The sequence below is a fragment of the Neorhizobium phenanthreniclasticum genome, assembly GCF_040066075.1.
Lineage (GTDB): Bacteria > Pseudomonadota > Alphaproteobacteria > Rhizobiales > Rhizobiaceae > Neorhizobium > Neorhizobium petrolearium.
This window is the reverse complement of sequence record NZ_JBEAAL010000002.1, coordinates 199,889-225,551: the sequence shown is the minus strand read 5'-3', so window position 1 is coordinate 225,551 and position 25,663 is coordinate 199,889. Positions and strand designations below refer to the sequence as shown.

General features: G+C 60.6%; 26 protein-coding genes. 9 read left to right on the top strand and 17 right to left on the bottom strand.

The window, feature by feature from the left end:
* Positions 1–73 precede the first annotated feature (73 nt).
* Both ABK249_RS05220 and ABK249_RS05215 read left to right on the top strand, forming a co-directional pair.
* Entirely contained in the window at positions 74–688 is a 615-nt protein-coding gene (locus ABK249_RS05220; RefSeq protein ID WP_348862382.1) for an alpha/beta hydrolase, read from the top strand.
* Between the two features lie 87 nt (positions 689–775).
* Positions 776–2,200, top strand: coding sequence for an aldehyde dehydrogenase family protein (locus tag ABK249_RS05215; protein WP_348862381.1), 1,425 nt, complete (start codon positions 776–778; stop codon positions 2,198–2,200).
* An 11-nt stretch (positions 2,201–2,211) separates the two neighbouring features.
* Here the strand turns inward: ABK249_RS05215 and ABK249_RS05210 are convergent, their stop codons facing one another.
* A complete protein-coding gene (locus ABK249_RS05210) occupies positions 2,212–3,252 on the bottom strand; it encodes a phytanoyl-CoA dioxygenase family protein (RefSeq protein WP_348862380.1) in 1,041 nt (346 codons plus the stop codon).
* A 215-nt stretch (positions 3,253–3,467) separates the two neighbouring features.
* On the opposite strand from ABK249_RS05210, the gene ABK249_RS05205 reads away from it, so the two are divergent.
* Positions 3,468–3,857 carry a RidA family protein gene (locus tag ABK249_RS05205; protein WP_037149124.1) on the top strand — a complete coding sequence of 130 codons (390 nt, stop codon included), beginning with the start codon at positions 3,468–3,470 and terminating at the stop codon, positions 3,855–3,857.
* 6 nt (positions 3,858–3,863) lie between these two features.
* Here ABK249_RS05205 and ABK249_RS05200 read toward each other — a convergent pair whose 3' ends face one another.
* The 3 genes from ABK249_RS05200 to ABK249_RS05190 all read right to left on the bottom strand — a co-directional run bounded on the left by ABK249_RS05200 (position 3,864) and on the right by ABK249_RS05190 (position 6,578).
* On the bottom strand, positions 3,864–4,577 hold the full coding sequence (locus tag ABK249_RS05200; RefSeq protein WP_348862378.1) for a hypothetical protein: 714 nt from the start codon (positions 4,575–4,577) through the stop codon (positions 3,864–3,866).
* A 177-nt stretch (positions 4,578–4,754) separates the two neighbouring features.
* Entirely contained in the window at positions 4,755–5,330 is a 576-nt protein-coding gene (locus ABK249_RS05195) for a transglycosylase SLT domain-containing protein (RefSeq protein WP_037149126.1), read from the bottom strand.
* A 54-nt stretch (positions 5,331–5,384) separates the two neighbouring features.
* Positions 5,385–6,578, bottom strand: a complete 1,194-nt coding sequence (locus ABK249_RS05190; protein WP_348862377.1) for a low temperature requirement protein A — start codon at positions 6,576–6,578, stop codon at positions 5,385–5,387.
* A gap of 94 nt (positions 6,579–6,672) precedes the next feature.
* On the opposite strand from ABK249_RS05190, the gene ABK249_RS05185 reads away from it, so the two are divergent.
* Positions 6,673–7,278 carry a GNAT family N-acetyltransferase gene (locus ABK249_RS05185; RefSeq protein ID WP_320443028.1) on the top strand — a complete coding sequence of 202 codons (606 nt, stop codon included), beginning with the start codon at positions 6,673–6,675 and terminating at the stop codon, positions 7,276–7,278.
* A gap of 114 nt (positions 7,279–7,392) precedes the next feature.
* On the top strand, positions 7,393–7,962 hold the full coding sequence (locus tag ABK249_RS05180; protein ID WP_227703687.1) for a dihydrofolate reductase family protein: 570 nt from the start codon (positions 7,393–7,395) through the stop codon (positions 7,960–7,962).
* 3 nt (positions 7,963–7,965) lie between these two features.
* On the opposite strand, the gene ABK249_RS05175 is transcribed toward ABK249_RS05180, so the two are convergent.
* The 6 genes from ABK249_RS05175 to ABK249_RS05150 all read right to left on the bottom strand — a co-directional run bounded on the left by ABK249_RS05175 (position 7,966) and on the right by ABK249_RS05150 (position 14,111).
* A complete protein-coding gene (locus ABK249_RS05175) occupies positions 7,966–8,547 on the bottom strand; it encodes an NAD(P)H-dependent oxidoreductase (RefSeq protein WP_037149131.1) in 582 nt (193 codons plus the stop codon).
* Positions 8,547–9,953: an FAD-binding oxidoreductase gene (locus ABK249_RS05170; RefSeq protein WP_227703686.1), complete on the bottom strand. Its 1,407-nt coding sequence runs from the start codon at positions 9,951–9,953 to the stop codon at positions 8,547–8,549. The genes ABK249_RS05175 and ABK249_RS05170 overlap by 1 nt, the downstream gene beginning before the upstream one ends.
* A gap of 3 nt (positions 9,954–9,956) precedes the next feature.
* Positions 9,957–11,273, bottom strand: a complete 1,317-nt coding sequence (locus tag ABK249_RS05165; RefSeq protein ID WP_227703685.1) for a cytosine deaminase — start codon at positions 11,271–11,273, stop codon at positions 9,957–9,959.
* Positions 11,273–12,124 (bottom strand): ABC transporter permease, encoded by an 852-nt coding sequence (locus ABK249_RS05160; protein ID WP_227703684.1) that lies wholly within the window; start codon positions 12,122–12,124, stop codon positions 11,273–11,275. The genes ABK249_RS05165 and ABK249_RS05160 overlap by 1 nt, the downstream gene beginning before the upstream one ends.
* Complete coding sequence (locus ABK249_RS05155) at positions 12,124–12,948, bottom strand: ABC transporter ATP-binding protein (RefSeq protein ID WP_348862375.1); 825 nt, start codon at positions 12,946–12,948, stop codon at positions 12,124–12,126. The genes ABK249_RS05160 and ABK249_RS05155 overlap by 1 nt, the downstream gene beginning before the upstream one ends.
* 146 nt (positions 12,949–13,094) lie before the next feature.
* Positions 13,095–14,111, bottom strand: a complete 1,017-nt coding sequence (locus tag ABK249_RS05150) for an ABC transporter substrate-binding protein (protein WP_348862374.1) — start codon at positions 14,109–14,111, stop codon at positions 13,095–13,097.
* Positions 14,112–14,301: 190 nt separating this feature from the next.
* On the opposite strand from ABK249_RS05150, the gene ABK249_RS05145 reads away from it, so the two are divergent.
* Complete coding sequence (locus tag ABK249_RS05145; RefSeq protein WP_227703681.1) at positions 14,302–15,267, top strand: LysR family transcriptional regulator; 966 nt, start codon at positions 14,302–14,304, stop codon at positions 15,265–15,267.
* Here ABK249_RS05145 and ABK249_RS05140 read toward each other — a convergent pair.
* On the bottom strand, positions 15,255–16,052 hold the full coding sequence (locus tag ABK249_RS05140) for a creatininase family protein (RefSeq protein WP_348862373.1): 798 nt from the start codon (positions 16,050–16,052) through the stop codon (positions 15,255–15,257). The two genes, ABK249_RS05145 and ABK249_RS05140, sit on opposite strands and share 13 nt — an antisense overlap.
* Before the next feature lie 257 nt (positions 16,053–16,309).
* On the opposite strand from ABK249_RS05140, the gene ABK249_RS05135 reads away from it, so the two are divergent.
* The gene (locus ABK249_RS05135) at positions 16,310–16,861 is read left to right on the top strand and encodes a transglutaminase-like cysteine peptidase (RefSeq protein ID WP_227703679.1); all 552 of its coding nucleotides are present in this window, start codon (positions 16,310–16,312) and stop codon (positions 16,859–16,861) included.
* A 36-nt stretch (positions 16,862–16,897) separates the two neighbouring features.
* On the opposite strand, the gene ABK249_RS05130 is transcribed toward ABK249_RS05135, so the two are convergent.
* Positions 16,898–17,785 carry a DMT family transporter gene (locus tag ABK249_RS05130; protein WP_227703678.1) on the bottom strand — a complete coding sequence of 296 codons (888 nt, stop codon included), beginning with the start codon at positions 17,783–17,785 and terminating at the stop codon, positions 16,898–16,900.
* 287 nt (positions 17,786–18,072) lie between these two features.
* On the opposite strand from ABK249_RS05130, the gene ABK249_RS05125 reads away from it, so the two are divergent.
* Together ABK249_RS05125 and ABK249_RS05120 are read left to right on the top strand one after the other, a co-directional pair.
* Positions 18,073–19,368: an adenylosuccinate synthase gene (locus tag ABK249_RS05125; protein WP_227703677.1), complete on the top strand. Its 1,296-nt coding sequence runs from the start codon at positions 18,073–18,075 to the stop codon at positions 19,366–19,368.
* A gap of 59 nt (positions 19,369–19,427) precedes the next feature.
* Positions 19,428–21,755: a hypothetical protein gene (locus tag ABK249_RS05120; RefSeq protein WP_348862371.1), complete on the top strand. Its 2,328-nt coding sequence runs from the start codon at positions 19,428–19,430 to the stop codon at positions 21,753–21,755.
* 216 nt (positions 21,756–21,971) lie between these two features.
* Here ABK249_RS05120 and rpoH read toward each other — a convergent pair whose 3' ends face one another.
* The 5 genes from rpoH to ABK249_RS05095 all read right to left on the bottom strand — a co-directional run bounded on the left by rpoH (position 21,972) and on the right by ABK249_RS05095 (position 25,620).
* A complete protein-coding gene (gene rpoH, locus ABK249_RS05115) occupies positions 21,972–22,874 on the bottom strand; it encodes an RNA polymerase sigma factor RpoH (RefSeq protein ID WP_037149163.1) in 903 nt (300 codons plus the stop codon).
* Between the two features lie 193 nt (positions 22,875–23,067).
* On the bottom strand, positions 23,068–23,853 hold the full coding sequence (locus ABK249_RS05110) for a class I SAM-dependent methyltransferase (protein ID WP_227705186.1): 786 nt from the start codon (positions 23,851–23,853) through the stop codon (positions 23,068–23,070).
* A 228-nt stretch (positions 23,854–24,081) separates the two neighbouring features.
* Positions 24,082–24,294, bottom strand: a complete 213-nt coding sequence (locus tag ABK249_RS05105) for a DUF1127 domain-containing protein (protein WP_052182811.1) — start codon at positions 24,292–24,294, stop codon at positions 24,082–24,084.
* A gap of 184 nt (positions 24,295–24,478) precedes the next feature.
* The gene (locus ABK249_RS05100; protein ID WP_200883934.1) at positions 24,479–24,640 is read right to left on the bottom strand and encodes a hypothetical protein; all 162 of its coding nucleotides are present in this window, start codon (positions 24,638–24,640) and stop codon (positions 24,479–24,481) included.
* 146 nt (positions 24,641–24,786) lie between these two features.
* Positions 24,787–25,620, bottom strand: coding sequence for a helix-turn-helix domain-containing protein (locus tag ABK249_RS05095; RefSeq protein WP_037149171.1), 834 nt, complete (start codon positions 25,618–25,620; stop codon positions 24,787–24,789).
* Positions 25,621–25,663: the final 43 nt, after the last annotated feature.

Below are 25,663 nucleotides of genomic sequence, written 5' to 3'. Positions count from 1 at the left end.
CGGCAGAGGCGGGCCGAAAAGCGCAAGGCGTTTTCGACCCGCCGCCGGATCAAGCAGATTTCAGGAGAATCCAATGAGTTACGACAGCTACGTGCACCGGGCAAAGGCCGGTGCGCCCGGATCGCCGATCCTGTTCGTCTTCCATGGCACCGGCGGCGACGAGAACCAGTTCTTCGATTTCGGCGGCAGGCTTTTGTCCGGCGCGACGGTGATCTCGCCGCGCGGCGACGTGTCCGAACACGGCGCGGCCCGCTTCTTCCGGCGCAAGGCGGAGGGGGTCTACGATTGCGACGACCTGGCGCGTGCAACCGAGCGGATGAGCGAGTTCGTGGCCGCCAACCGCGACCGCTACGAATCCTCGACCGTGCTCGGCCTCGGCTTCTCGAACGGTGCGAACATTCTCGCCAATATCATGATCGAGAAGCCCGGATTGTTCGAGGCCGGGGTCTTGATGCATCCGCTGATCCCGTTTTCGCCGAAGGACCGCAAGGCCGGTGAAGAAGCGCATGTGCTGATCACGGCCGGCGAGAACGACCCGATCTGCCCGGTGCCGCAAACGGTGGCGCTTGCCGACTATCTGAAGCGGCAGGGCGATACGGTGACGCTCGAATGGCATGGCGGCGGCCACGAAATCCGGCCGAACGAGATCGAAGCCATCAAGACGTTTTTCACGCCTTACGGGGTATAGGGTCTCAGGGGAAACTCCGGACTTGCGAGGGATAGGGGCTTGGCCGATAGTGGCCATGCCGTTTCTCTGGCTGTCCGGAGGTCTTCCATGAGCAACCATCTGAAGTTCTTCATCGACGGGGCCTGGGTGAAGCCCGAAATCCCCGTCGCGCTCGATGTCATCGACCCTTCGACCGAAGAGGCCTATACGCAGATCGCGCTCGGTTCGACGGCGGATGTGGACAAGGCGGTCGTCGCCGCGAGAGCCGCGTTCGCCTCCTTTTCCCAATGGCCGAAGGGCGAACGGCTGGCGCTCTTAAAGCGCATCCTCGTGGAATATGAAAAGCGCTACGAAGACATAGCCCAGGCCGTCTCACGGGAGATGGGTGCGCCGCTCGGTTTTGCCCGCGAGGCGCAGGCAGCGGCCGGCAAGGGACATCTCGGCGCCACGATCGAGGCGCTGGAGAGATACGAATTCACCGAGAGGCGCGGCACGACAATGGTCGTCAAGGAGCCGATCGGCGTCTCAGCCCTCATCACGCCCTGGAACTGGCCGCTCAACCAGATCACCTGCAAGGTCGGACCTGCGATCGCAGCCGGCTGCACCATGGTGCTCAAACCTTCCGAGATCGCGCCGATTTCCGGCGTCATCTTCGCCGAGGTGATGGAAGCCGCCGGCACGCCGAAGGGCGTCTTCAACCTCGTCAACGGCACGGGCCCGGACGTGGGACAGGTCATGGCCGGCCATCCGGATGTGGACATGGTCTCCTTCACCGGCTCAACCCGCGCCGGCATCGTCGTCGCCAAGACGGCTGCCGATACGGTGAAGCGCGTCGCGCAGGAACTCGGTGGCAAATCGCCCAATATCATCCTGCCGGATGCGGATTTCGAAAAAGCCGTGGCGGAAGGTGTGACGGCCTGTTTCGGCAATTCGGGCCAGTCCTGCGATGCGCCGACCCGCATGCTCGTGCCGGCGACGCGCCATGACGAGGCGCTTGAGATTGCCAAGACGGCTGCGGAGAAGCTCAAAACCGGCGATCCGCGCGCCGACGGCACCGATCTCGGCCCGGTCGTCAGCCAGACGCAGTTCGACAAGATCCAGCGGCTGATCGAGGCCGGCATTTCCGAGGGCGCGACGCTCGTGACCGGCGGGCCGGGCCGGCCCGACGGGCTCAATCGCGGCTATTACGTACGTCCGACCGTGTTCGGGCATGTCACCAACGACATGACCATTGCCCGCGAGGAGATTTTCGGGCCGGTTCTTTCCGTTCTTTCCTACGAGACGGAAGAGCAGGCGGTCGAGATCGCCAACGATACGCCCTACGGGCTTGCCGCCTATATTCAGGGTGAACTCGGTCATGCCCGCAAGGTGGCGTCGCGCCTGCGGGCCGGTTCCGTCTACATCAATTATCCGGAATGGGACCTTTTCGCACCCTTCGGCGGTTACAAGCAGTCCGGCAACGGTCGCGAATATGCAGACTGGGGCATCCACGACTTCCTCGAAATCAAGGGGATCGTCGGCTACGGGGATTGAGCGGGCCGTTGTCAGATATGCGGCTCGGAAAAGGCGGTGCAGGCGCCGACATCCTTCCAGACCGGCTGCCTGCCGGCTTTCTTCGCCTTGCGGTCCGCGAACATGAGATAGAGATCGAGCTGGCGGTCGCGGATGCCCGGAATGAGGCTGGTGGGCGAGAAGGGCAGCGGCGTAAAGGGATTGGCGCGATGATAGGCGTGCAGTTCCACCCGGGTCGTATGCCTGTCGCTGACGGCACGCGAATGGAAGGCATAGGTATCGGCCACCACCAGCGTGTTGGCAGGTACCGCCACCTTCTGCGGCGCGAAGTCGCCAAGCTCCGACAGTTCCGCGGGCGTGATACGGAACGATCCGTCCGCATGGTGGGAGCGTTTGTCCGAATTGGCCAGCAGGCTTTGCCGGTATTCCCATTCCAGCCGCTTTTCGGTCAGCTTGTGGCTACCGGGCACGAATACGAATGGTCCGTCGTCCGGACCGACGTCCTGCAGAAACAGCCAGGCCTTGGATGTTGAATGGAACGTGTCCGCGTGCAGGGCGGTCTGCGGGTCCGCCTGCTTGACCGCCGGTTCGGCAATGACGGTCTGGATGAAATAGACCGGATCCCCTCCGGCGCCTCCCACATAACGAATGAGGCCGGCGATCGACGGATCATGGCTGAAGCGCGCCATATCCGGCATCTTCGCCAGAAGCTGTGGATTGATGGGGATCATCCGCGTCACCGCCTGTCCCTGCCGCATCTCGCGTGCGGGCAGCGGCTCGTTCTGGAGAAAATCACGGATGCGCTGGAAGACGTCTGCGGGGAGGGCGTTCTCGCGGATGATGAAGCCGTCCTGATCGAAGGCTGCTCTTTCTTCGGCGCTCACTGATATGCCGAGCACTTTGCGACGGTAACTCGCCATGCGGGCGGCGAGGCGAACGCGCTCGCGGTGCAGGCCGAGTTCATTGAGGCGAGGATGTCCGAGCAGCGGATTCTTGCGAAAGGATTTCTCGCTCCCGAAAATGCCGAGGGCAAAAGCCGGATAACGCCACCATTGGGCGACAGCGCGCGACATGGATCTCCCCTCCTTTGTCCCTGCATAATCCCTGATGAAGGATAATCAGAAAGAGGGGCGAGGCAAGAGGCCCGGAAATCGCGTGCCCTCTTCAACGGCACCTCTGCAATGTTGCCGGCGTGGCGTAACACCACCGATGCCTTGAATCCGGTGGAGAGAATCGATTTGCTGGTTTACCGTCCGATGCATCCAGCACGAACCGAAGAGCTTGCCCCATGAATCGTGTTTTCAATCCTCCTTCCGTGCGCAAACCGTTCGGTGCTTACAATCATGGACTTCTGGTACCGCCGGGCGCGAGCCTGCTGGTGACTTCCGGCCAACTCGGCATTTCGCCTGACGAGAAAATACCGCCGGACGTGACCAGGCAGGCGGAGCTTTGCTTCCAGGCGATCGGCGCGATCCTGGAAGAGGCGGGCATGACCTATGCGGATGTCATCCGCATTTCCGGCTTTGTGACGAGCCGCGAGGACTTTCCGGCCTATATGGCGGTGCGCGACCGCTACACGCTCGACCCGAAGCCGGTGTCGACGCTCATCATCGTCAGCGGCTTCACCCGGGCGGAATTCCTGGTCGAAGTGGAAGTGACGGCCGCCAAGGTGTTTTGAGCGCCGTCAAAATTCGACAACAGATATAATCCTTGCCTGCCGTCGCGGGGGAACTTGCGGCATATCGGGAGGAAGCCGGAAGGTTCGCAATTTGGCACTTGTTGAAATATCGGGAAATACCGCATTTATTTCAGCGAGGTGCTCCTTCGAGATCTGTGATCTTTCGCAGGCGCCTTTCTCGTCCCAGAGACGTCTTGCAATGCCACTGCTCACGGCAGAGGTCACCGCTTCTCCGGCAAGGTCGTTCCTTGCCACCTTCCTTTCATCGATGAGGGCATGGATGGCCTCCCCGACGATCCTGGCTGACTCGTCGAAGTCGACATCGCTTAGGTCTTGAAAGCGGGCATCCGGAGCTTGGTCCACGAGACAATGCCTCGCCACGAAAAGCCAGTCGTGAATCATGTAGGCCGGCGCATAACCCCAAGGTGAAAGTCCCTTGAACATCTGGGCGATCTTCGGGATGGAGCCGCCGTCGGTGTACATGACGCCCGGCTTTATGACGCCTGCCGTGTGGCTGCCCGAAGGCCGCGTGAAGGTGAGCTCATTTCCGGGAGCCGGGACAAAGACGAACTTGCCGTCTCCGCTGGAATTGCCTTCGCCGACCCACATGACAAAGAGCTTGCCGCTGAAGGAGCCGGGTTTCAGATCACGATAGTAAATCGTTCCGCAGCCGGCCAAAACAAGTAAAGCAATAAACGTCGTATAAATGCCTTTCCGCATCTATCTGCCCCCATCCGCCGCGGATATTGCCTCAATTTTATTTGGTCTGCAACCGTGGATGATGGGTGATTTCTTTTCTCTTTATTGTTGTGTCTGCTTCAGATCATGTCACGCACGGATCTGCGACGTGACCCTTTCTTGCGGATTACGACTCATCGTTGGCGGTTAGGAAGACGCTCAGTACCCGCAGCTTCTGAGCTGGGCTTCGTATCGTTCCGCCATGCTGGCGGATTTCCGTGCCGCCTGCCGCGTGCCGGAGGAGAACTGGCCGCGCGAATAACCCGCCTGGCCGGAATAATAGGCAAGGTAGAGATTATAGCTGTCGGAGAGCGGAATGCCATTCTTGACGTGGCTCTGATTGTGATACCAGCCGACGAAATGGACGGCGTCGCCGAAATCGCTGCGGCTTGCCCTCCAGCGGCCCGTCTCCTTCTTGTACTGGAGCCAGGTGCCGTCGAGCGCCTGCGCGTAGCCGTAGGCGGAAGAAACACGTCCCCACGGGATGATACCGAGGACATATTTGCGCGGCGGCTTGGCATAGGGCCGGAAGCCGGATTCGACGTAGATCGTCGCCATCAGGGTCGGCACCGGCACGCCGAATTCCCGTTCCGCCGCCTTGGCCTGGCGCGACCAGTTGTTGAAGAGGCCGTCCTTCTGCTCGAAGATCGCGCAGGCATTCGTGACCCGGCTCGGCGCGGAGGCGCAGGCGGTCAATGTGAGGGCCATGAGGGCGATGAAAAACGCAATACGCATCGCTTAATCTCTCAAGTTCGAGAGATTAATAACCGGTAAAATTTAAGGAAAAGTTTAGTGGCCGATATGGCCTCCAGATTCTTCATGCGCCGCCAGCGAATTGCGGACGATGACGCCAAGCGCAGTCGTTGCGGCAATGCCTTCCAAGCCGAGCCCGATTGCCGGCGCGACGAGGCCAAGCAGACCGAAGATGAGGAGCGCATAACGAGAGAAGCCGTTACAGGCAAAGCGGTCGCGCACAAACCAGAGGCTTGCGTAATAGATGGCGACGGGGATCGCCACCGCATAGTCACCGACGAGAAGCGGCACTTCCGAATGATGGGTGATGATGTCGACCAGCGCGGCAAAGCCTGCCCCGACGGCCGCCCCGGACGCGAAAATGAAGAAATGGCCGTAACCCCATAACAACGACCGGCTGAGCTTGCGGGAGCCGAGATGCTCCTGGCGGGCGAAATAGGCCCACCAGAGCGCGAAGACAATGACGAGTGCCGAAAGCGCCGTGTACACCAGCATGATGTCGAAATGGCCAGCCACCTGCCTGAGCGCCATGGAGCCGGAGAGCAACGTTTCTCCCAGCACGATGATGTTCAAAAGGCCGTAACGCTCGATGATATGATGGCGATGCCAGGGCGTGTTGGCGCTGAGAGGCTCCGCAATCGCGGGGACGGCGATTTCGAGAATGGCGCCGATCACGAACATGGCATAGGCCGTGCCGGTGGAGACCGGCTGCACGGCAAGGAAGGCGACCCAATAGAGTTGGGCGATGAAGATGCCGGCCGCATAGGCAAGCGCGGTGCGGCGGCGGTTGGGATCGTGATAGGCGGCGCGAAGCCAGAGGACGATCATGGCAATGCGCATGATCACATAACCGAAGATCACCATGGTAAAATCCGGCTCTTCCGTGAAGAGTGCCGGAATGCCGGCGGCCATCGTCAGCGAGCCGCCCATGATAACCATGGTCAAGAGCCGGTAGACGACGTCGTCATTGTCGTAGGCCGAGGCGAACCAGGTGAAATTCATCCAGGCCCACCAGATGGCGAAGAAGGCCATGGCGAAGGTGATGACGCCCTGGGCGGCGTGGTTTTCCGCAATCGCATGGTGCAGGCCGGCGGCGGCAGAGGCAATCGCGATCACCGATACGAGGTCGAACAGCAATTCGAGCGAGGTCGCGACGCGGTGATGTTCGTCCGGATCGCGGGAGTGAAGGGGGCGGAGAAAACCGGCGATCGGTGAGGCTTGGTTCGTCATCGTTCGCATGTCCTTGAATCAACAGTCGAGATGACGAATAGCGCAAAAAAGCGTTCTCAAGTAAAGACCGACTCCATCGAGCAGCGGAGGGAATATGCCGGAGGTTCTTGACACCGATCGACTGGTCTTGCGGAAGCTCAAGCGAGCCGACGTGCCTATCCTGCATCGCATCTTCGGCGATGCCGAGAGCATGCGGTATTATCCGCGCTCCAAGACCCTGGAGGAGACGTTCGCCTGGTTCGAAAAGCTTGCCTTTCAAAGCTATGCGGAAAATGATTTCGGCCTTTGGGGAATCGTCGAGAAGGCGAGCGGCGAACTGATCGGCGACTGCGGGATTACGCTGCAGAAAACGCCATCAGGCTTGGAGCCGGAGATTGGCTATCATCTGCGGCGCGAATGGTTGGGGCGTGGTTATGCCATCGAGGCCGCCTCCGCCTGCCGGAACTACGGCCTCACCAAACTGAGATTCCGGCGAGTTGTCTCGATCGTCAGTCCGGAGAATGTTCCCTCCCTGCATGTGGCGGCCAGAATTCACCATCGGTGGGAGACCTATCGGACCGTGACGTCTGCGGGTGCTGACGCGGATCGGTTTCTTTTCATTTCCGAAAACGTCGACGGGCCGGAAATGACAGATGCCGGAGCCCGAATTACCGCGGTCGAGGCTGAGGCCTTGCGTTTGCGGCGCGGTGCCCAATGCTGAAGGCAAGGAAAAATCTTGTTTCGCACAGACTGATGTCGGCGAAGTGAGGGCTGCGGCGTCCTTGGGTGGAAGGCGCGGATGCGCTTTGAAACGCAAAGCCCGAGGAGAGAGCCAATGACGGCCAAAATCATCGTTTCGCAGTACATCTCGCTTGATGGCGTGATTGAAGACCCGGTCGGGATGGAGAATTCCGGTCTCGGCGACTGGACCGGGCCCTTCACGCGCGGACCGGACGGCGACAAATTCAAGCGTGCGGAGCTGTTCTCCGCTTCCGCCGTGCTGCTTGGGCGCATGACCTATGACAGCTTCGCCGCCGTCTGGCCGCTGGTGAAGGACGAGGAAGGCTTTGCCGACCGGATGAACAGCATGCCGAAATTCGTCGCCTCGAACAGCCTTTCCGAAGCGGGCTGGAACAATACGATGGTGCTCTCCGGCGATGTCGTCGCGAAAGTCCGGGAGCTCAGGGAAAAGCTCGACGGCAACATCCTGATCTACGGCAGCGCAGGTCTGGTGCATTCGCTGATGCCGGCCGGGCTGATCGACCGGTATAACCTGATGGTCTATCCGACCGTACTCGGGCGCGGCACGCGGCTCTTTCCGGCGGGATATTCCGTGGCCCAGATGAAGCTCATCGATGTGCTGTCGTTCAACGACGGCATCGTCCATCTGCGCTACGAGACGTGAAGATCAGAAACGCTCCATCTCGCGTTTCACTCTAGCGAGGAAGGCTGCGCGGGTTTCGGGCGTGCAATTGTTCATGTCGTAATGGGCGAGAAATTTGACCGCCCGGGCCGGGTTGGTCTGGACACGCAGCACGCGCCTGGCGAGCTTCCTTGGCGGGTCGCCGGCAAGGAAGGCACGCCAGCGGGTGGCGCCATAGGTCAGCACGACGGCCACCTTGCGGATGTTGTCGAGCTTGCGGATCAGCTTTCCACCTTCCATCTCGAAGGTCACGCCCGGCAGCCAGACGCGGTCGAAATAGCCTTTGAGCATCGCCGGCCAGCCGAAATTCCAGACGGGCGTGACGATCACCAGGCCTTCGGCCTTCTGGAGCCGGTCGACATAAGGTCTCACGAGTTCCAGATTGTCGGGATAGGTGTGATAAATCATCCGGTCATGGCGGGACATGACCGGATCGAAGCCTTCCGCGTAGAGATTGCAGTCGTCTACCTCATGCCCGGCTTTCCGCAAGCTCTCGCGCGCCTGCTCATACAGCGCAGAGCCATAGCTCGATTCGACCGGATGCGAGTGGAGAAGCAAAACGCGCATCAGCCGCCTGCCGCTGCAAGTCCGGGGAAGAGGTAGTTCTTGCCGGCCGAGAAATCGAAGTCCGGATTATCCCAGGCGATCATCTTGCCGGGGTTCAACAGGCCTTTCGGGTCCGTTTCCTTCTTGAAGGCAAGTTGCACCACGTCCGTCTGTTTCATGCCGCCTTCCTCCAGCGTGTAGCGGTGCGGATTGAAGATCGGGCAGCCGTTGTCGCGGTGGATCTGCATGATCTCCTCCAGCCGCTCCCGGGTCGTGTAGCGCACCAGCGGCAGGCCGGAGCACTGCATCCGTCCGTCGAACCTGATGAATTCCAGATGGCCCGGCACTTCGTCGCCAAAAATCTTCACCATTTTCTCGACCTTGGCAACATGGTCAGGCCCCGGATACTGGACCTGCAGATAGGTGAAGTTCGCATCGACCTTCAAGGCGCGCAATGTCGTGTGGTTCCAGGCAAGTTCATAGGCATGTGGGATGCCCTTCATGCTCTCGACCTTGTCGGAACGAAAGAGGATTTCGCCCTTCTGGCGCTCGGTGAAGGCGGTGAAGGCATCGATGGAATGCGGCGCCACCATCAGCACGCAGACCGATTGGCCGCGATGGCGGATGAAGGGCTTGTGACGGGGGAAGTAGTCGTGGGGGATCGGCGCGGCTATGGGGGCGATTTCCTTCACGAGGATGCCGTTCTTATGGGCGATCGCATCGCCGAAGCGTACCGCATCCATGAAGTCGTCATAGCCGACCAGCACGTCCACCCAGTCATAGGCCGGAGCAAGCGGCATCTCGACCTCGACGATGATGCCGTTGGTCCCGTAGGCGTGCGTGACCTTCTGCAGGTCCCAGGCGGTGAGGTCCAGCACGCGCGGTTCTGCTTCCATGGTGACGACGCGCAGGCGCAGGATATTACCGAGGTCGCGCAGGCCGCCCCAATGGATCGAGCCGACGCCTCCGGAGCCGCCGGCGACGAAGCCGCCGATCGTCGCCGTCTGGGCGGTGGAGGGATGGAAGCGCAGTTCCTGGCCGGAATGCGCTCTCGTCTGGCGGTCAAGTTCAGCGATCACGACGCCCGGCTCAGCGATCACGCGGCCCGGATGGATCTCCTTGACCCTGTTCATGTTGATGAGATTCAGGACGATGCCGCCGGAAAGCGGCATGGCCTGGCCGTAATTGCCGGTGCCGGCGCCGCGTGGGGTGACCGGTACGCCATGCGCATAGGCGACCTTCAGGGTGCGGATCACCTCGTCTTCGGTCTTCGGCGAGACCACGAGGTCGGCGGTGACGTTTTCGAGCTCTTCCTTCAGGATCGGCGAATACCAGTAGAAATCACGGCTCTTCTGGCGCACCAGCGCCGGATTGTCCTCCACCGCGATGCCTTCGAGCTCCTGTTTGATCTTGGCGTAATCGGCCATGCCTCAGCCTTTCATGATGATCGGGTCAAGGTCACGATAATCCGGCAGGCGACGGTCGATGCCCATGCCATTCCGCATCACGATGCGGTCGGCCTGCGGACGGGAAAGGAATTCACTCCAGCGCCTGGCGCTGAAGAGGATGAGATCGGCGGGCGCACCTTCGGCAATCAAGCCGATATCGGGTCGGCCGAGAATTTCAGCAGGCGTCGAGGTGACGACGCGGGCCGAGGTGTCGAGCGGGTGGTCGAGATGCAGGATGCGGACTGCCTCCCGGAAGACTTCCACCGGGTCCATGTCGCCATAGGCATAGAAGGGATCGCGGGTATTGTCGGAGGAGACGGCGGTCTTGACGCCCGCGGCAACCAGTTCGTGAAACAGGGTCACACCACGCCAGCGAGGGGTGCGGCCATCGTAGCGGTCCTGCAGATACATGTTGCACATCGGGAGCGACACGACGGAAATCCCGGCCTCCGCGACCTTGTCGATCACGCGCTTTGCCGTCTCGTCGTCCTGCCTCGCCAGCGAGCAGCAATGGCCGACGGTGACCGCGCCCTCGAAGCGGTTGCGTTTCTTGGCGTCGGCGATCGCTTCCAGCGTGAGGACCTGCCGGTCTTCTGTTTCATCCACATGCAGATCGATATCGAGGCCATGGTCGGACGCGGCGCGAAACAGCTTATCGAGGATATTTTCGAAATCGGGAAGAATGCGGGTGGCGCCGCCGAGCAGCCCGCCATGCTGTTTCGTCGTTTTGACGATGCCGTCGAACACGGCTTCATCCGGAACGCATTCGAGTGGCAGGAGGGCGACGGCCTGCAGCGCGATCCTGTCCTTCCACTCCTCGCGCAGTTCCGCAAACAGCGGAAAGGAAATATCCGGCTGCGGCGGGATGGAGTCGAGATGGGTGCGGATCAGTTTCGTGCCGTGCGCATAGGCGCTTTTCAACGAAAATTCGAAGCGGGCGCGGATGTCGTCCGCCGTCCAGTTGGCGATGCGGTCCTCTCGGACATTCTCGAGCGCGCCCATGAACGTGCCGTCGGGGTTCGGGCGGCGATCCCAGAAATGACCCTTGTCGAGATGGGTATGCATGTCGACGAAACAGGGCCAGACCATGCTGTTGCGCAGGTCTGCCTTGACGAGATCGGCAGGCGCGGTGCCGGCAGGCAGGATCTTTTCGATCCTGCCTTGAGAGACGATCAGATCCGCCGAGATCAGGCCCTCTCTTGCAGGCGCGGCAAAACCTTTCACGAGAACGCCGGGTAAGATCGCGTTGACGAGCGCGAAACGGCGGGCGTCTGGAAGCTGCATGAAGCCGGCAGTCATCAGTTCTCTCTCTTCAGGCTGCTTTCATGCCAGCGGTGCAGACCGAGCCAGGCGATGAAGGAGGTGATCATAAAGATCACCACGCCGAGCACGGAAAGCAGGATCAGCGCCGCAAAGAGCCGCGGGATGTTAAGGCGATACTGGGATTCGAGCAGACGGAAGGCAAGGCCGGAACCCGCGCCCGCCGAACCCGCGGCGAATTCCGCCACCACGGCGGCGATCAGTGCCAGGCCGCCGCCGATCCTCAAACCTGTCATGAAATAGGGGAGCGAGGAGGGGAGTTTGAGATAAAGCAGCGTCTGCCAGCGCGACGCGCCATAAAGATCGAAGAGGTTGAGCAGGTTATGGTCGACACTCTTCAGGCCCTGCACCATGTTCGACAGGATCGGGAAAAAGGCGACGAGGAAGGCGCAGATGAGCAGTGCAACCTGTGTCGTCGGCGCATAGATCAAAATCAGCGGCGCGATCGCCACGATCGGTGTCACCTGCAGGATGACGGTGATCGGATAGAAGGCCGTTTCGATCCATTTCGACTGCACCAGGAAGATGGCAATGCCGACGCCGCCGATCAACGCAAGCGCCAGCGCCTGCATGGTGATCTGAGTCGTGACCCAAAGGGCCGGCCAGAGCGTGCCCCAATCGTTGTAGAGCGAACTGGCGACCGCCAGCGGCCCCGGCAGGATATATTGCGGGATGCTGTTGACGGTGATGATGAACTGCCAGAGCAGGATCAGCGCGATCACCACGCCGACCGGGATCAGCGTGCGCAGGAGCGTATCGCGATGACGGCCGAAAAAGCCGGGCTTCGGAGGCGCAAGGGGCGGATTGCTTTCAAGACTGGTCGTCGCCATCAGTGTTCCTCCCCGCCTATCGCTTCCAGGAGCATGTTGGAGACCTTTTCGCAGGCCTGGCGGTATTCTTCCGAAGTTCGGTAGTGCGCGTCGCGACCGAGGCTCGTGACCAGCGGGAAATCCGCATGCACCCGGCCGGGCCGGGCCTTCATCACCACGATGCGGTTCGAAAGATAGGCGGATTCGAAGACGGAATGGGTGACGAAGATCACCGTGATACCCGTTTCGCGCCAGAGCCTCAGCACGTCGTCATTGAGTTTCTGGCGGGTGATCTCGTCAAGCGCTGCGAAGGGCTCATCCATCAGTAGGAGCTTCGGCTTGGTCACCAGCGCGCGGGCGATGGAAACGCGCATCTTCATGCCGCCGGACAGCTCGCGCGGATAGGCGCCGGCGAAGTCTTTAAGGCCAACGGTTTCGAGCGTCTCCATGATCTCGTCACGGGCCGCGGATTTTGAAACGCCGCGCAGTTTCAAGGGCAGGTAGACATTGCCGAACACCGTCTGCCACGGCATCAGCGTCGGCTCCTGGAAGACGAAGGAGATGTCGCCCTCCGGCAATCCCTTGGAATTGATGCGCGAGCTCGGCCAGTCGATCGTACCCGTCGTCGTGTCGCCTAGGCCGGCGATGATCCGGAGTGCCGTCGACTTGCCGCAGCCGGAGGGGCCAAGCAGGCTGACGAACTCGCCGGGTTCGACCGTCAGCGACATGTCGGAGAGTGCGAGCGTGCCGCTGGAGAACATTTTCGAGACGCTGCGCATCACGACCAGCGGGCGTCTGCGGGTGTCTCCGGGGGCTGGGATCAGCGGTGCTTGGGACGTGGTCATTACGGGCCTTGCGACAGTAAATGCGAAGAGATTGCCCCTCAGCCGGCATGCCGGCTTCCTTCACCCTCGGACGCTGCTTATGGCAGGTTCCCTCTCCCGGATGCGGGGAGAGGGTCGGGGTGAGGGGCGAAAGGAGCCAGCCACGTTTACTTCTTGAGCGCCATTCCGACGCCCTTGCAGACGAACTTGGTCGAATAGGCCTTCTTGTAGTCGAGGTCGGCCGGTTCGACACCGATCGCCACCATCGAGTCGAAGAACTTCTTGTAACGCTCGTCGGTGATACAGCCGATGCCCTTTTCCATGGCGGCGCCGGATTCGACGATGCCGTATTCCTTCATCTTGGCGATCGAATAGGCGATCTGGCCATCCGTCATTTCCGGATTGTCCTTCTTGATCAGATCGTTGGCCGCCTTGTTGTCGCCGTAGAGGTAGTTGTACCAGCCCTCGATCGAGGCATCGACGAAGCGTTGCACCATGTCGGGCTTCTTGTCGATCATCTGCTGCGTGGTGGTGATCATGGTCGAATAGGAGCCGTAGCCGGCATCGGCGATCAGGAAGACCTTCGGCGCCCAGCCGGCCTGTTTTTCGATCTCATAGGGCTCGGACGTCAGATAGCCCTGCTGCGCGGACTTCTTGTCGGCGATGAAAGGGGCGGGGTTGAAGGTATAGGGTTTGTACTGGTCGTCGCGGAAACCCTGGAAGTTCTTCTTCATCCACTCGAAATAGGTGACGTAGCCCTCCTTGCCCATGAAGATCGTGTCCATCTTGGCAAGGTCTTCGAATTTCTCGACGCCGGCATCCGGATGGGCAAGCAGAACCTGCGGGTCCTTCTGAAAGATCGAGGCGACGCTGATGAGCGGGATGCCCTGCTTGACGGCATCCATATCGCCAAGCGGTCCGCCCATATAGAAATCGACCTTGCCGGCAATCAGAAGCGCACGATTGGCGGCGTTCGGGCCACCCTGGACGATGGTCACCTTCAGTCCATGCTTCTCATAGGTGCCATCGGCGACGGCTTGGTAGAAGCCGCCGTGCTCGGCCTGGGCGAGCCAGTTGGTGCCGTACGAGACTTCATCGAGAGCACTCGCAGGCGTTACTGCAAGTGTCGCCGCGAAGAGGCCAGCAGTGGCCAGAATACCCTTTATTGTCAGTATATTGGACATGTCGCTTCGTTCCCCTGTTAAGCCTTTCGGCATCGTGAGAGCATTCCATTCACAGCATTTGTACGGTTGCGTTGCTCTTTGAAAAGCATCAAAATTCGTCCACATTGATGCCTTTCAGGCATCGGTCGAGTTTTGATCTGCCAAATTGTGCGGCATGATCAAAAAAGAAGCAATGAGGGCCGGAGATAAAATGCTGCACTCGCGAAAACTTCTTTATATCGACGAGATCGCCCGCTGCGGCTCGATCCGCAAGGCGGCGGCCCGGCTGAACGTCGCTTCCTCGGCGGTCAATCGGCAGATCCTTGCGCTCGAAGAGGAATTGGGCGCGCCGATCTTCGAGCGGATGCCGCGCGGGCTGAAGCTGACCGCGGCCGGCGAGCTTTGCATCGAACATATCCGCGAGGTGCTGAAGACCTACGAGCGGATGGAGACACGCATCCGAGGGTTGAAGATGCCGCAAGCCGGCAAGGTGACTTTGGTCTCGACCGTCGGGCTTGCGGCCGGACCGCTGCCGGAAATCATAGCCCAATTTGTCGCGCAGCACCCACGCGTGCGTATCCATTTGAGGAACGACGGACCTTCCAACACTCTCCAGCCGGTAATTTCAGGGGAAGTGGATTTCGGCCTCGGTTTCAACATCCCGGCGACGCCCGGCATCCGGACGCTCGCCAATTTCGATATACCGATCGGTGCCGTGATGCCTCCGGGGCACCGGCTGGCCGGCGAGGAGGGGCCTGTCGATCTCGCTGAGGTCGTACAGGAACCGCTGGTACTCGCCCAGCCGGGCACCAGCTTGCGCAACGTCATCAATCTGGCGCTCTCGCCGCTGTCCACACCGGTCGAGCCGGTGGTCGAGACCAATGCATCGGAAATGCTGAAGAAGCTTGTCAAGGCCGGTACGGGGTTGACGCTGCTCAACCCGCTCGATGTATTGCCGGAATGTCGGCGCGGCGAACTCGTCTTCCGGCCGCTTGCCAATCCGCACGCGCGCCACCAGCCGATGAAGCTTTTTGCCCGCTCGCGCGCCACGCTCGACACGGCCACGAGCCTGTTCGTGGAATTCCTGCTGTCGGAGCTTATCGCGATCGTGAGCGAGCTGGAGGCCAAGGGGCATGTGCCGATGCAGGCAGTTGCGCGGGATGCTCAGCGCGAATAGAGGTTGTCGAGCGAATAGGCCTCGAAATCACGCAGCATTTCAATGAAACCCGCCACCTGGTAGCGGCAGATGAGGGCGCCCTTTTCGGCCGTCCCCTTCGAAGCATCACCCACGACACCATTGGGGTTCAGGTCATGCGCAAGCCAGGCGAGCGCGTGCGGTGGGGTGGGTTGTATGTATTTCGACTGCGTCTTCATCCATTCCGCCTTGGAGATGAAGTTCTCCGCCTTCTCCATTCTCACCAGATCGGGACGGAAATGGAGCATCAGCGACGTTTCCACCTCACCGCCATGGATGCCGAATTTCTGTTCGTGCTCGCTGATCAGGCCCTCCGGATGGCCGAAGCGGCCCCATTGCGTACCGATCACAGCCATCTGATGACGAACGCGCAGCTCGCGGCCGACGATGCTCATGATGTCGACATTGCCGCCATGCGAATTGACGATGACGAGCTTTCTCACGCCTGTTTCCGCTACCTTGGCACCGATCGCGGTCCACATCGGGATGAGGATTTCCGGGCCGAGGGAAAGCGTGCCGGGGCCGTAGACGTGCTCGTTCGCCTTGCCGATCTCCTGGGTCGGCAGCACGAGGATGTCGAGATCCTCCGGACGCTGCGCGTTGAGTTCGGCGAGCATGCCGTTGGCGATCACCACGTCGGTTGCGACCGGAAGGTGGGGCCCGTGCTGTTCCGTCGAAGCGATCGGCAATATGGCGATGGTCTTTTCGGGCGAAAGATCAGCGAAATCGAGCGTATTGAGTTCATTCCAGTAAAATGGCTTGCCCATGCTGTTCCTGCCTTTCATCCATGTTTGCGACAGGGTTAGGAGATCGAGTACGTCTCGAAAAGCATCAATTTCCGCCCGGCATGCTGCCTTTTTGCGTACGCATCGGACAATCGCCTGTCTCAAGGCGGGAAAAAAGCGGATTTCAATAAAATTGCATCTATCTGCTTAAGCGCCCTGAAAACCATCCCTGCGTATAGTTGTGCCATCAAGAGACAAGGCGGCCGGAGAGCCGTCCGATGGAAACAGGGTGCAGCGTTATGATCAAGAAGCTCATTATTTCCGCGGTCGTCCTGACGGCCCTCATCTACGGCAAGGAAGCCAATGCCGCCGGCGCCGGCGGTTTCGCCCGGTCGCTTTCGTCTATCATGGCGGCGCAGATCCATACGTCGGAAGTCCCGGCCATCGAGCGTCATGAGGATGCCGATGACGCCGTGCTGATCCTGACCTTCGCCAAGCGACGCGAACTGCTGCGGGTCAACTCGGCCGTCAACGGTACGATATCCGATCTGGACGACTGTTTCGACGATATCGCCGGCGGCCTCTCGCTCGATTTCGGCGTTAACGGTTGCCTGGATTGCGCCGACCTGAAGCGAGACCATCTGATCTCGCTCGGCTGGTCTGCCAAGGCGATGCGGATTGCCTATGCGGTGAGCGAGGAAGGCCGCGTCGAGCGTGTCCTGGTGCTGGCAACAGACCGCGGCGATGTGATCCTTGGCAATGACAGCCCGGTCATCGACATGTCGAGCCAGGCGCCGCGCCTGATTCGCGAGCGCGCGCCGGCCCTCACGCGGGCCTATTACGACATCTGATTCTTCAAGCGGTTCTTCCCGCTCCAACCCGCTTTCTCAGACGGAGGCGGGTTTTCCCCATTCGGCGATGGCGATGCCGCTGAGCGCCAGCGCCAGCGCGACGATATGGAAGATCTGCAGGTCCTCGCCGATGATAGCGACTGAGAGCAGCGTGCCGAAGACGGGCACGAGATTGATGAACAGACCCGCCCGGTTGGCGCCGATCTTTCCGACGCCGACGATGTAGAGGACCTGCGCGATGAGCGAGGCGAAAACGGCGGTATAAAGCGCAACGATCCAGCCCGTCGTATCCGGCCAGATCATCCGGCCGCTCGAATATTCCCAAGCCGCCAGCGGTATGCTGAAGAGCATCGCGACGAGGGCCGGCACAGCCATCAGGGTTCGCCAATTGACCATCGGCCGCCATCTGAGTGCGACCGTATAGATGGCATAACCGACGATCGCGATCATCATGATCGCATCGCCGATGTTCACGGTCAGCGTCCGGAGCGTTTCGAAATCCCCGTGGACGGCGGTAATGATGCCGCCGATGAATGTCAGCGTGAAGCCGAATACCTGTGCCAAGGAAACCTTCATCCGGAACAGGGCGAAATTCATCACGAAGATCAACATCGGGATGAGCACCTGCTCGACGGTCACGTTGATCGCGGTCGTGTAATTGACGGCCGTGTAGAGCGCGGCGTTGAAGACGACGTAACCCATGACGCCGAGGAAGATGAGAATCGGCAGGTTCTTCCTGACGACCGGCCAGTCCTTCCTGAGCTGCGGCGCAGAGATCGCGAAGATGATGACGGTGGCGATGAGCCAGCGCCAGAAGGTCAGCATCATCGGGCTCACATGGCCGACAGCGAGTTTGCCTGCCACCGCGTTGCCGCCCCAGCACAGGGTTGCTATGACGAGGGCAAGATAGGCTTTTTTATGCAAAACACGTCTCCGGCGCCGGCGGGATCGCGGCGATTTGAAGGGGCGAGGCGGGAAATAGCGCGGGCCTCGCGCTTTTGTCACGTAAAAACCACGGCGGAGTCACAAACAGGTCGCTTTCCTCCGGCCAAGGCATTATAGATGCGCCCGTTTGCAATGCCTGGACGGTTTGCCGTAACAAGCAGTGCAGGAAATCGAAGTGGCGTATCGACCGTTCGTCAATCAATATTGACTTATGGACGATGCGCGTATGGTTGCGTGGGCTTTGCCCAGATCATAGGAAGCAAAGAATGACGAATGTAGTCGTGGTGGGTTCGCAATGGGGCGACGAAGGCAAGGGCAAGATTGTCGATTGGCTTTCCGAGCGCGCCGATATCGTCGTGCGCTTCCAGGGCGGTCATAACGCCGGCCATACGCTCGTCATCGATGGTGTCAGCTACAAGCTTTCCCTCCTGCCGTCCGGCATCGTGCGGGGCAAGCTCAGCGTCATCGGCAACGGCGTCGTGGTCGATCCCCATCACTTCGTGGCCGAGATAGAGAAGCTGCGCGGTGAGGGCGTGGCGGTAACGCCCGAGGTGCTGCGCATTGCCGACAATGCGACGCTGATTCTGTCTTTGCACCGCGAACTCGACGCCATGCGCGAGGATGCCGCTTCCAACAGCGGTACCAAAATCGGCACGACCCGTCGCGGCATCGGCCCGGCCTATGAGGACAAGGTCGGCCGCCGCGCCATCCGCGTCATGGACCTTGCGGACATGGAAACGCTGCCGGGCAAGGTCGATCGCATCCTCACCCACCACAACGCGCTTCGTCGTGGCCTCGGCGAAAAGGAAGTTTCTCACGCCGCGATCATGGAAGAACTGACCTCAGTCGCCGAACGCGTGCTCCCATACCGCGAGACGGTCTGGGAACTGCTTGACAGGGAACGCCGCAAGGGCGCGCGCATCCTTTTCGAAGGTGCGCAGGGCTCGCTGCTCGACATCGACCACGGCACATACCCCTTCGTCACGTCCTCCAATACGGTGGCCGGCCAGGCGGCTGCCGGTTCGGGCATGGGACCGGGTTCGCTCGGCTATATCCTCGGAATCACCAAGGCCTATACGACCCGGGTGGGCGAAGGCCCGTTCCCGACCGAACTCAAGGACGAAATCGGCCAGTTCCTGGGCGAACGGGGACATGAATTCGGTACTGTGACGGGCCGCAAGCGCCGTTGCGGCTGGTTCGATGCGGCTCTCGTGCGCCAGTCGGTCGCCACCAATGGAATCACCGGTATTGCGCTGACCAAACTCGACGTGCTCGACGGTCTCGACGAGCTGAAGATCTGCGTCGGCTACAAGCTGGATGGCGTCGAAATCGACCATCTTCCGGCCAGCCAAGGTGCCCAGGCGCGCGCCGAGCCTATCTACGTCACGCTGGAAGGCTGGAAGGAATCGACGGTCGGTGCCCGCAAATGGGCCGATTTGCCGGCCCAGGCGATCAAATATGTTCGCCAGGTGGAGGAACTGATCGGTGCTCCGGTCGCGCTCCTGTCCACCAGTCCGGAGCGGGAGGACACCATACTTGTGACCGACCCATTTGAAGATTAAAGTCAAATATTGGTTACCATTCGGCCGGCTTTCGGTCCGGCGATCATGAGAAAGTGCTGATGGCTGATTTTGTTGCGGTGATCCGCCGCGCCGTTGACGGACTGGCGAACAATACGCCGGAGATGCGTGCGAAGGTGTATGATAAGGCTCGTGGTGCCGTTCAGCGGCAGCTCGAGAACATGAAGCCGCGCCCGCCGGAAGACATGCTGCTTCGGCAGATGGAGAAGCTCGAAGCCGCGATCACGGAAGTCGAGAGCGAACATACCGAAGCGCTTGAACCTGTCGACGATGCTGCTGCCGCGCCGCCGGTCACGGAAGAGGCGCCAGTCGAACAATACGGCGAAGAGCCGGGGACCGAAAGGGCCGCAGGGGAACCGGCGGAAGAGCTCGAAGAGCAGGCCAGTCAGCCGGTCGCCGAACATTACGAGGAAGAGCAGCCGGCAGAGGCTTCAGAGCAAGCGCCCGAAGCCTACCAGGCCCAGCCCGAGCCGGTTGAGGTCGAGCCGGCACCAGTTCAACAGGACGAGAGCCTTGAGGAGCCGTCGCCGGCCGGCATTCAGGCGGAGCGTGCAACCGAGGATGCGCCTGTCGGGGAGCCGCCTGCTTTTGGTGAAGAGGAGGCCGTCGCTTCCGCATCCGCCGAAGAAGAGCCGGCAGTCCCGAAATACGGCGATTGGCGTGATGACATACCGCCGGAAGAGCCCGTCTCGGCGCCTCCGGCCTACGACCATTCGGAGCCGGAGCAGCCGGAGCCCGTTCAGGCCTCGGGTACTGAGACGCCCGGGTCCGTCGTGGGGCAGCCGGAGCCGGTCGAGGATTGGGGCTGGCAGGAGACGTCGGCTCCTGCCCCGAGCCACGGGGCCCATGTCGCTGCCGTTTGGAACGACGTGCCGGAACTCGTTCCGACCGGCCCCGTCGAGCCGATCGACCGGGGGGTAACGGCTGAAGCGGTCGATGCGCATTTCCATCCGCAAACCCATGCTGCTGCGGATACGGTTCGGATGCCTTCGGTTTCCGATCTTCCGGATATTCCACCGCCGCGATCGGAAACAGGCTCGACGGCAAGTGCCGATCCCTTTGCCGACTATCTTGATCAGAAGCCCAAGACGGATGTGAAATCAGCCGAAAGTGATCCTTGGGGCGATCTTGAGGAACTCATCGGCTACAACAAGGACGCATCCTCTTCGACCGCCTCGCCGCAGAGCGCGCTGCATACGGAAGCCGATGCGGATGACCTCATGCCTGCGCCGGCCCGGCCCTACCGGGTCACGCCCGTCCGCAAGCGCAATTACGCCGGCATCATTCTCGCCATCATCGGATTGGCTCTGGTCGGCGCCGGTGGCTATGCGATCTGGCTCAATCGTGATTCGCTGAACGACATGGTCGATGGCTTGATCCAGTCCAGCTTGCCGGGCAGCCAGACGGCAGAGCAGACGCCGACACCGGCGCCTGCCAATCCCACACCAAGCGAGACACCTGCAACGCCGGCACCGGCTCCGCAGAACAACGCGGAGAATCCGTCGGCTCCTACGACGCCGGCGCCGGCAGACGGCTCTTCTGCCGGGACGAAATTCACGCAGCGCCTTATGCCGGATGGCAGCGAGTTGGATGACGGGCCGGGCGATGTCGGCAGCCTGGCGCAGAACGCCGAAGGCCAGTCGGTGGCCCAGCTCAACTCGCCACCCGCAACGCCGGAGCCTGCCGCAACCCCACCGGCATCGAACGCTCCCGCGCCAGCCGGGTCTGCTCCCGCTGAATCCGCTCCGAATGCCGCTGCACCGTCTGCCAATGCGCCATCGGCAAATCCGGCGGACGTTCCGGCACTGTCGGGCGAGAAGATATTCCTCTACGAGGAGCGAATCGGCCAGACGGCACCGACGGCAATCGACGGCGCGGTCTCGTGGTCGCTGCAGCGCGAAGCCGGGGCGAACGGCCAGCAGGAGCCGGTCATTCAGGGACGCGTTACGGTGCCGGGAAGGGGACTTAGCGCGCTTGTTACCTTGAAGCGCAACACGGATTCGTCCCTGCCGGCGAGCCACCTGATCGAAATCGTCTTTGCCGTACCGCCTGACTTCGAAGGCGGCGCGATCGACAGCGTGCAGCGCATTGCCATGAAGCAGACCGAACAGGACCGCGGCAACGCCCTGATAGCGGTGCCGGCCAAGATCACCGACGACTTCCATATGATCGCGCTCAACGATTTCCCCGATGCGCGCGCGACCAATCTGGAGCTCCTGCGCAGCCGCAACTGGATGGACATTCCGGTCGCCTATCGCAATGGACGTCGGGCCCTGTTCACCCTTCAGAAAGGGCAGGAGGGCGAGCGCGTCTTCAACGAAGCGATCAACGAATGGAACGCGCTGGGCACGGCGACGAGCGGACAATAATTCTGCCGACAGCCAATGAATATCAGGAAGGCCCGGCGGTTGTGACGCCGGGCCTTCCTATTTCAAAATCGAAAATTTCCAGCGCAGGATGCTGAAAAGCCTGGGCAGGCTACAACCTTGTTTGGTACCGGTGTTCGCAAGGTTTCTTCGAGCCGACCTATTAAAAAAGAAAAGGGCCGCCGAAGCAGCCCCTTTTGCACGTTCGCTTTATATGGATCAGGCGTCGACGACGCGGAGCGCATTTGCCTGGGCAAGCGCTTCCTTTTGTACGGCTTCCTGCACTTTTTCGAAGGCACGAACCTCGATCTGGCGCACGCGTTCGCGGCTGATGTCGAACTCCGCCGAAAGCTCTTCCAGCGTCACCGGTTCCTCGGAGAGGCGGCGGGCTTCGAAGATGCGGCGTTCGCGGTCGTTCAGGACGCCCATGGCCTTTGCCAGCATCCGGCGGCGTGTATCGAGTTCGTCCTGCTCGATCAGCACGTCCTCCTGGCTGTCATGCTCGTCCACCAGCCAATCCTGCCATTGGCCGGATTCGCCCTCCGTGGCGCGGATCGGCGCGTTCAGCGACGCGTCACCCGAAAGGCGGCGGTTCATCGAAACCACTTCCTCTTCGGAGACTTTGAGCTTGGTGGCGATTTCCTTGACCTGGTCCGGCTTCAGATCGCCCTCATCGATCGCCTGGATCCGGCCCTTCAGCCGGCGCAGGTTGAAGAAGAGGCGCTTCTGGTTGGCGGTGGTGCCCATCTTCACGAGCGACCAGGAGCGCAGGATATATTCCTGGATCGAGGCCTTGATCCACCACATGGCATAGGTCGCAAGCCGGAAGCCGCGATCCGGATCGAACTTCTTGACGGCCTGCATGAGACCGACATTGCCCTCGGATACGACTTCGCCGATCGGCAGACCATAACCGCGATAGCCCATGGCAATCTTCGCAACGAGACGCAGGTGGCTCGTCACCAGCTTGTGGGCCGCATTACGGTCACCATGTTCGGCATAGCGCTTCGCAAGCATGTATTCCTGCTGGGGTTCCAGCATGGGGAACTTGCGGATTTCATCGAGATAACGGTTGAGGCCGGCTTCGCCGGCGGTAATGGAAGGCAAAGTATTACGGGCCATAAAGCACCCCTTTCCGATCGTTGTCGGCTCCCTCTCAAGATTTAGCGATGCAAGCTGAAGGCGAACCGAATGGCGCGGGTCATTTCCGACCCCGCACCAACCCAGCTAACAAATAAGTGCGGCAGAACCGTGATTCAAGTGATCACGGAAGCGTTATATCATTACATGTTGGTAATGATTCCGCTGTCCGTTCTCACCGGTAAACGCGCTCCGAAAAGACGCTCATACCTGACCGTACCATCAATTCATACAGGATTCTCCGGCCCAGCGGATTGTGCAATCTTGCTACTTTTGAACCCAGGAACTGCGTTTCCAAGTGTTCGAACGCGAGCAGGTCGGGAGCTTTTTTGATCACGTTACAATAGAACTCATAAAACTGGCTGCGACAGACATAGGTTCTGTACTTCGTCATGCAGAAGGCTGAAAATGTACCCTCCCGCTGCCGCAGGAAATCCGCCAGCCCCACTGTCACTTCCGGCCAGGCTGGATTGAACGTGTCATCGAAGGCGATGATCCCATGGTCGGCAAGACTGTCGGCTGCAAGTCTGCTGTCGGCGGTGACATGATGGAGCATGTGGCCGCCATCGATGCTGAAGAAACGAGCGTACCCGATCTTCCCGACAATCTCGTCCGCCTGAACGCGCGCGCTGTCCCTCCTGATGACCAGGTCTTCATCGATGGGCAGACCGAGACGCCGGCCATTGTCGATGAAGCGGCTGTATTGCGTCTCCGCTCCGCCCGGCGCCTGCTCGATGTCGAAGAGATCGATCGCCAGTATCCTGCCTCTCTTCCCGCTTATCCTCCTGAAGAGAAAGTAGGTGCGTCCGTAATAGACGCCGATTTCCGCAATGCCTCCGTTCAGCCCCCTTTCCGTCTGTGCCTTCAAAAGGGACAGAAAGACCAGCGCGTCGGGAGGATCGATATATCCCTCGACCGTCTGCAGATCGCGAAAGATGAACTTTCGGATGGTCGAATTCATCCCTTTGGCGCCTTTTCCTCCCAATATCCGCCGATCGGTGGAAATAAAACGCTCTATGTTGAAGTTTATTCCTAATTTTTCGCGTTGATTCTTTGTATTTCCAAGTAACATGATAGCAATATAAAAAATAAAATGAAAGTGTGTCTGTGTTTCATCTGGATAGGCGAAGTCGATGCCAGCAAAGACAGGCTGATAGCCACCCCTTTTTCTTCTCCATTTTGCCCCATCTCAGCGGCAATTCCGTTCCAGCGCATGGGAGGCGCTGCGACGGTAACGACTGTATTCGCCGCTATGGGCCTGGCTGCGTGAGAGGCCGACATCCTTCAATTGGTCGTCGCTCAGTTCCAGCAACGCCAGGCGGTTGCGTCGCTGGCGCAGTTTCCTGCCGATCAGGTCGATCAGGCGTCCGACCATCGATCGCCTGGCTGGCGGTTCCGCCATAGCCTCCTCGTCGGCCGGGAAGGGGGCATCGACGGCCGGCGGCAGTTTTATGGCAAAGTCGCATTGTTCCGAGGCGCGGTCGAAGACCGCCCGGTTCTCATTCCTCATTGTTCGTCTCCTGAAAGGACGCTGGCTGATTGCAGCCGCGATCGGGAGGCGGGCGGTCGGTGCCCGCCTCCTTGCGTTATTTGTCGGCGGTCTGAACCGCCCGGGTCGCAGCTTCCGCTTCCCGGAGCGCCACCGCGCATTCCTCGCAGCAGACCTCGACCGTCCTGCCGCCGATTTTCACCGCGATCCGCGTCGCATCGAGCTCGCAGTCACAGGCCGCACAGGTATTCTCCTTCATGGCATTATCTCCCGGTATTGAGTTTACGGGATAAGAAAAACACCTGACGGGATTTTCCGCTGTCAGAATCTTTAGCGATTTTCGAAGGCTCCTTGTTCTTGCGCAATTCCGGACGGAAAACCGCGGCACACTTTCCCGGAATTGCTCTACCTCAGGCCAGCGAAGCGCTGGAATTCTGCCGGCGTACGGCCATAGGCCTGCCGGAAGGCGGAAGAGAAATGGCTATGGCTCGAAAAGCCGAGTTCGAGACCAAGCTGGGTCAGATCGTCGTAGCTGCCGAGCAGGTCCAGCGCACGGGCGAGCCTGAGGCGAAGCTGGTAGCGGTAGAGCGGCGTGCCTTCCACCTGCTGGAAGACTTGCGTGAGGTAGACGGGTGAGACGCCAGCCTCCCTGGCGATGTCGGCAAGTGTCCAGCGGCGCGCGAGATCGGAGGAAAGTGCAAGCTTTGCCCGGTCTACCAGCTTCTGGCGTCCGGCGCTGGCAGTTGCCGCGCGCGCCGTGCGTTCGCCGACTGCCCTGCGCACCAGCGTCATGGCGAGCGTCTCCCCCTCCAGCGTTTCGGCCGTGCCGCGCATCAGGCTATGGCGTAGCAGGGCAACGAGCGCCTGTGCACGGGCATCGATCCGAAGCCGCTGTTTGTTGAAGATGAAGCGCGAGCCCCTGGAGTTGCGATGCGCTTTCGGCACCAGTTCCTCCAGCATTGGTTCGGGTACATCCATACTGAGGCAGGAATCGCCGCCTTCGACCGGATGGCTGATCTGATAGGCCTGATCGCAGTTGAAGAAGAGCACCTGATTGGCTTCCGCCACCGTGTCATCGCGGCCGACATGGCGGATGAAGACGCCGCGATAGGGAAAGACGAGGCTGGTCGCATGCGAGCATTCCTCACCGCTCCGGTGACGGCAGTCGCCGTTGCACACGACATCGCGGACCTTGATCAAGTCCGTATCAAGAAGTTTCGTAACCGCAAACTGGCTCATCGGTGCCTCTGACTATCGCCGGCCAATATAGACTTTGCCGGGC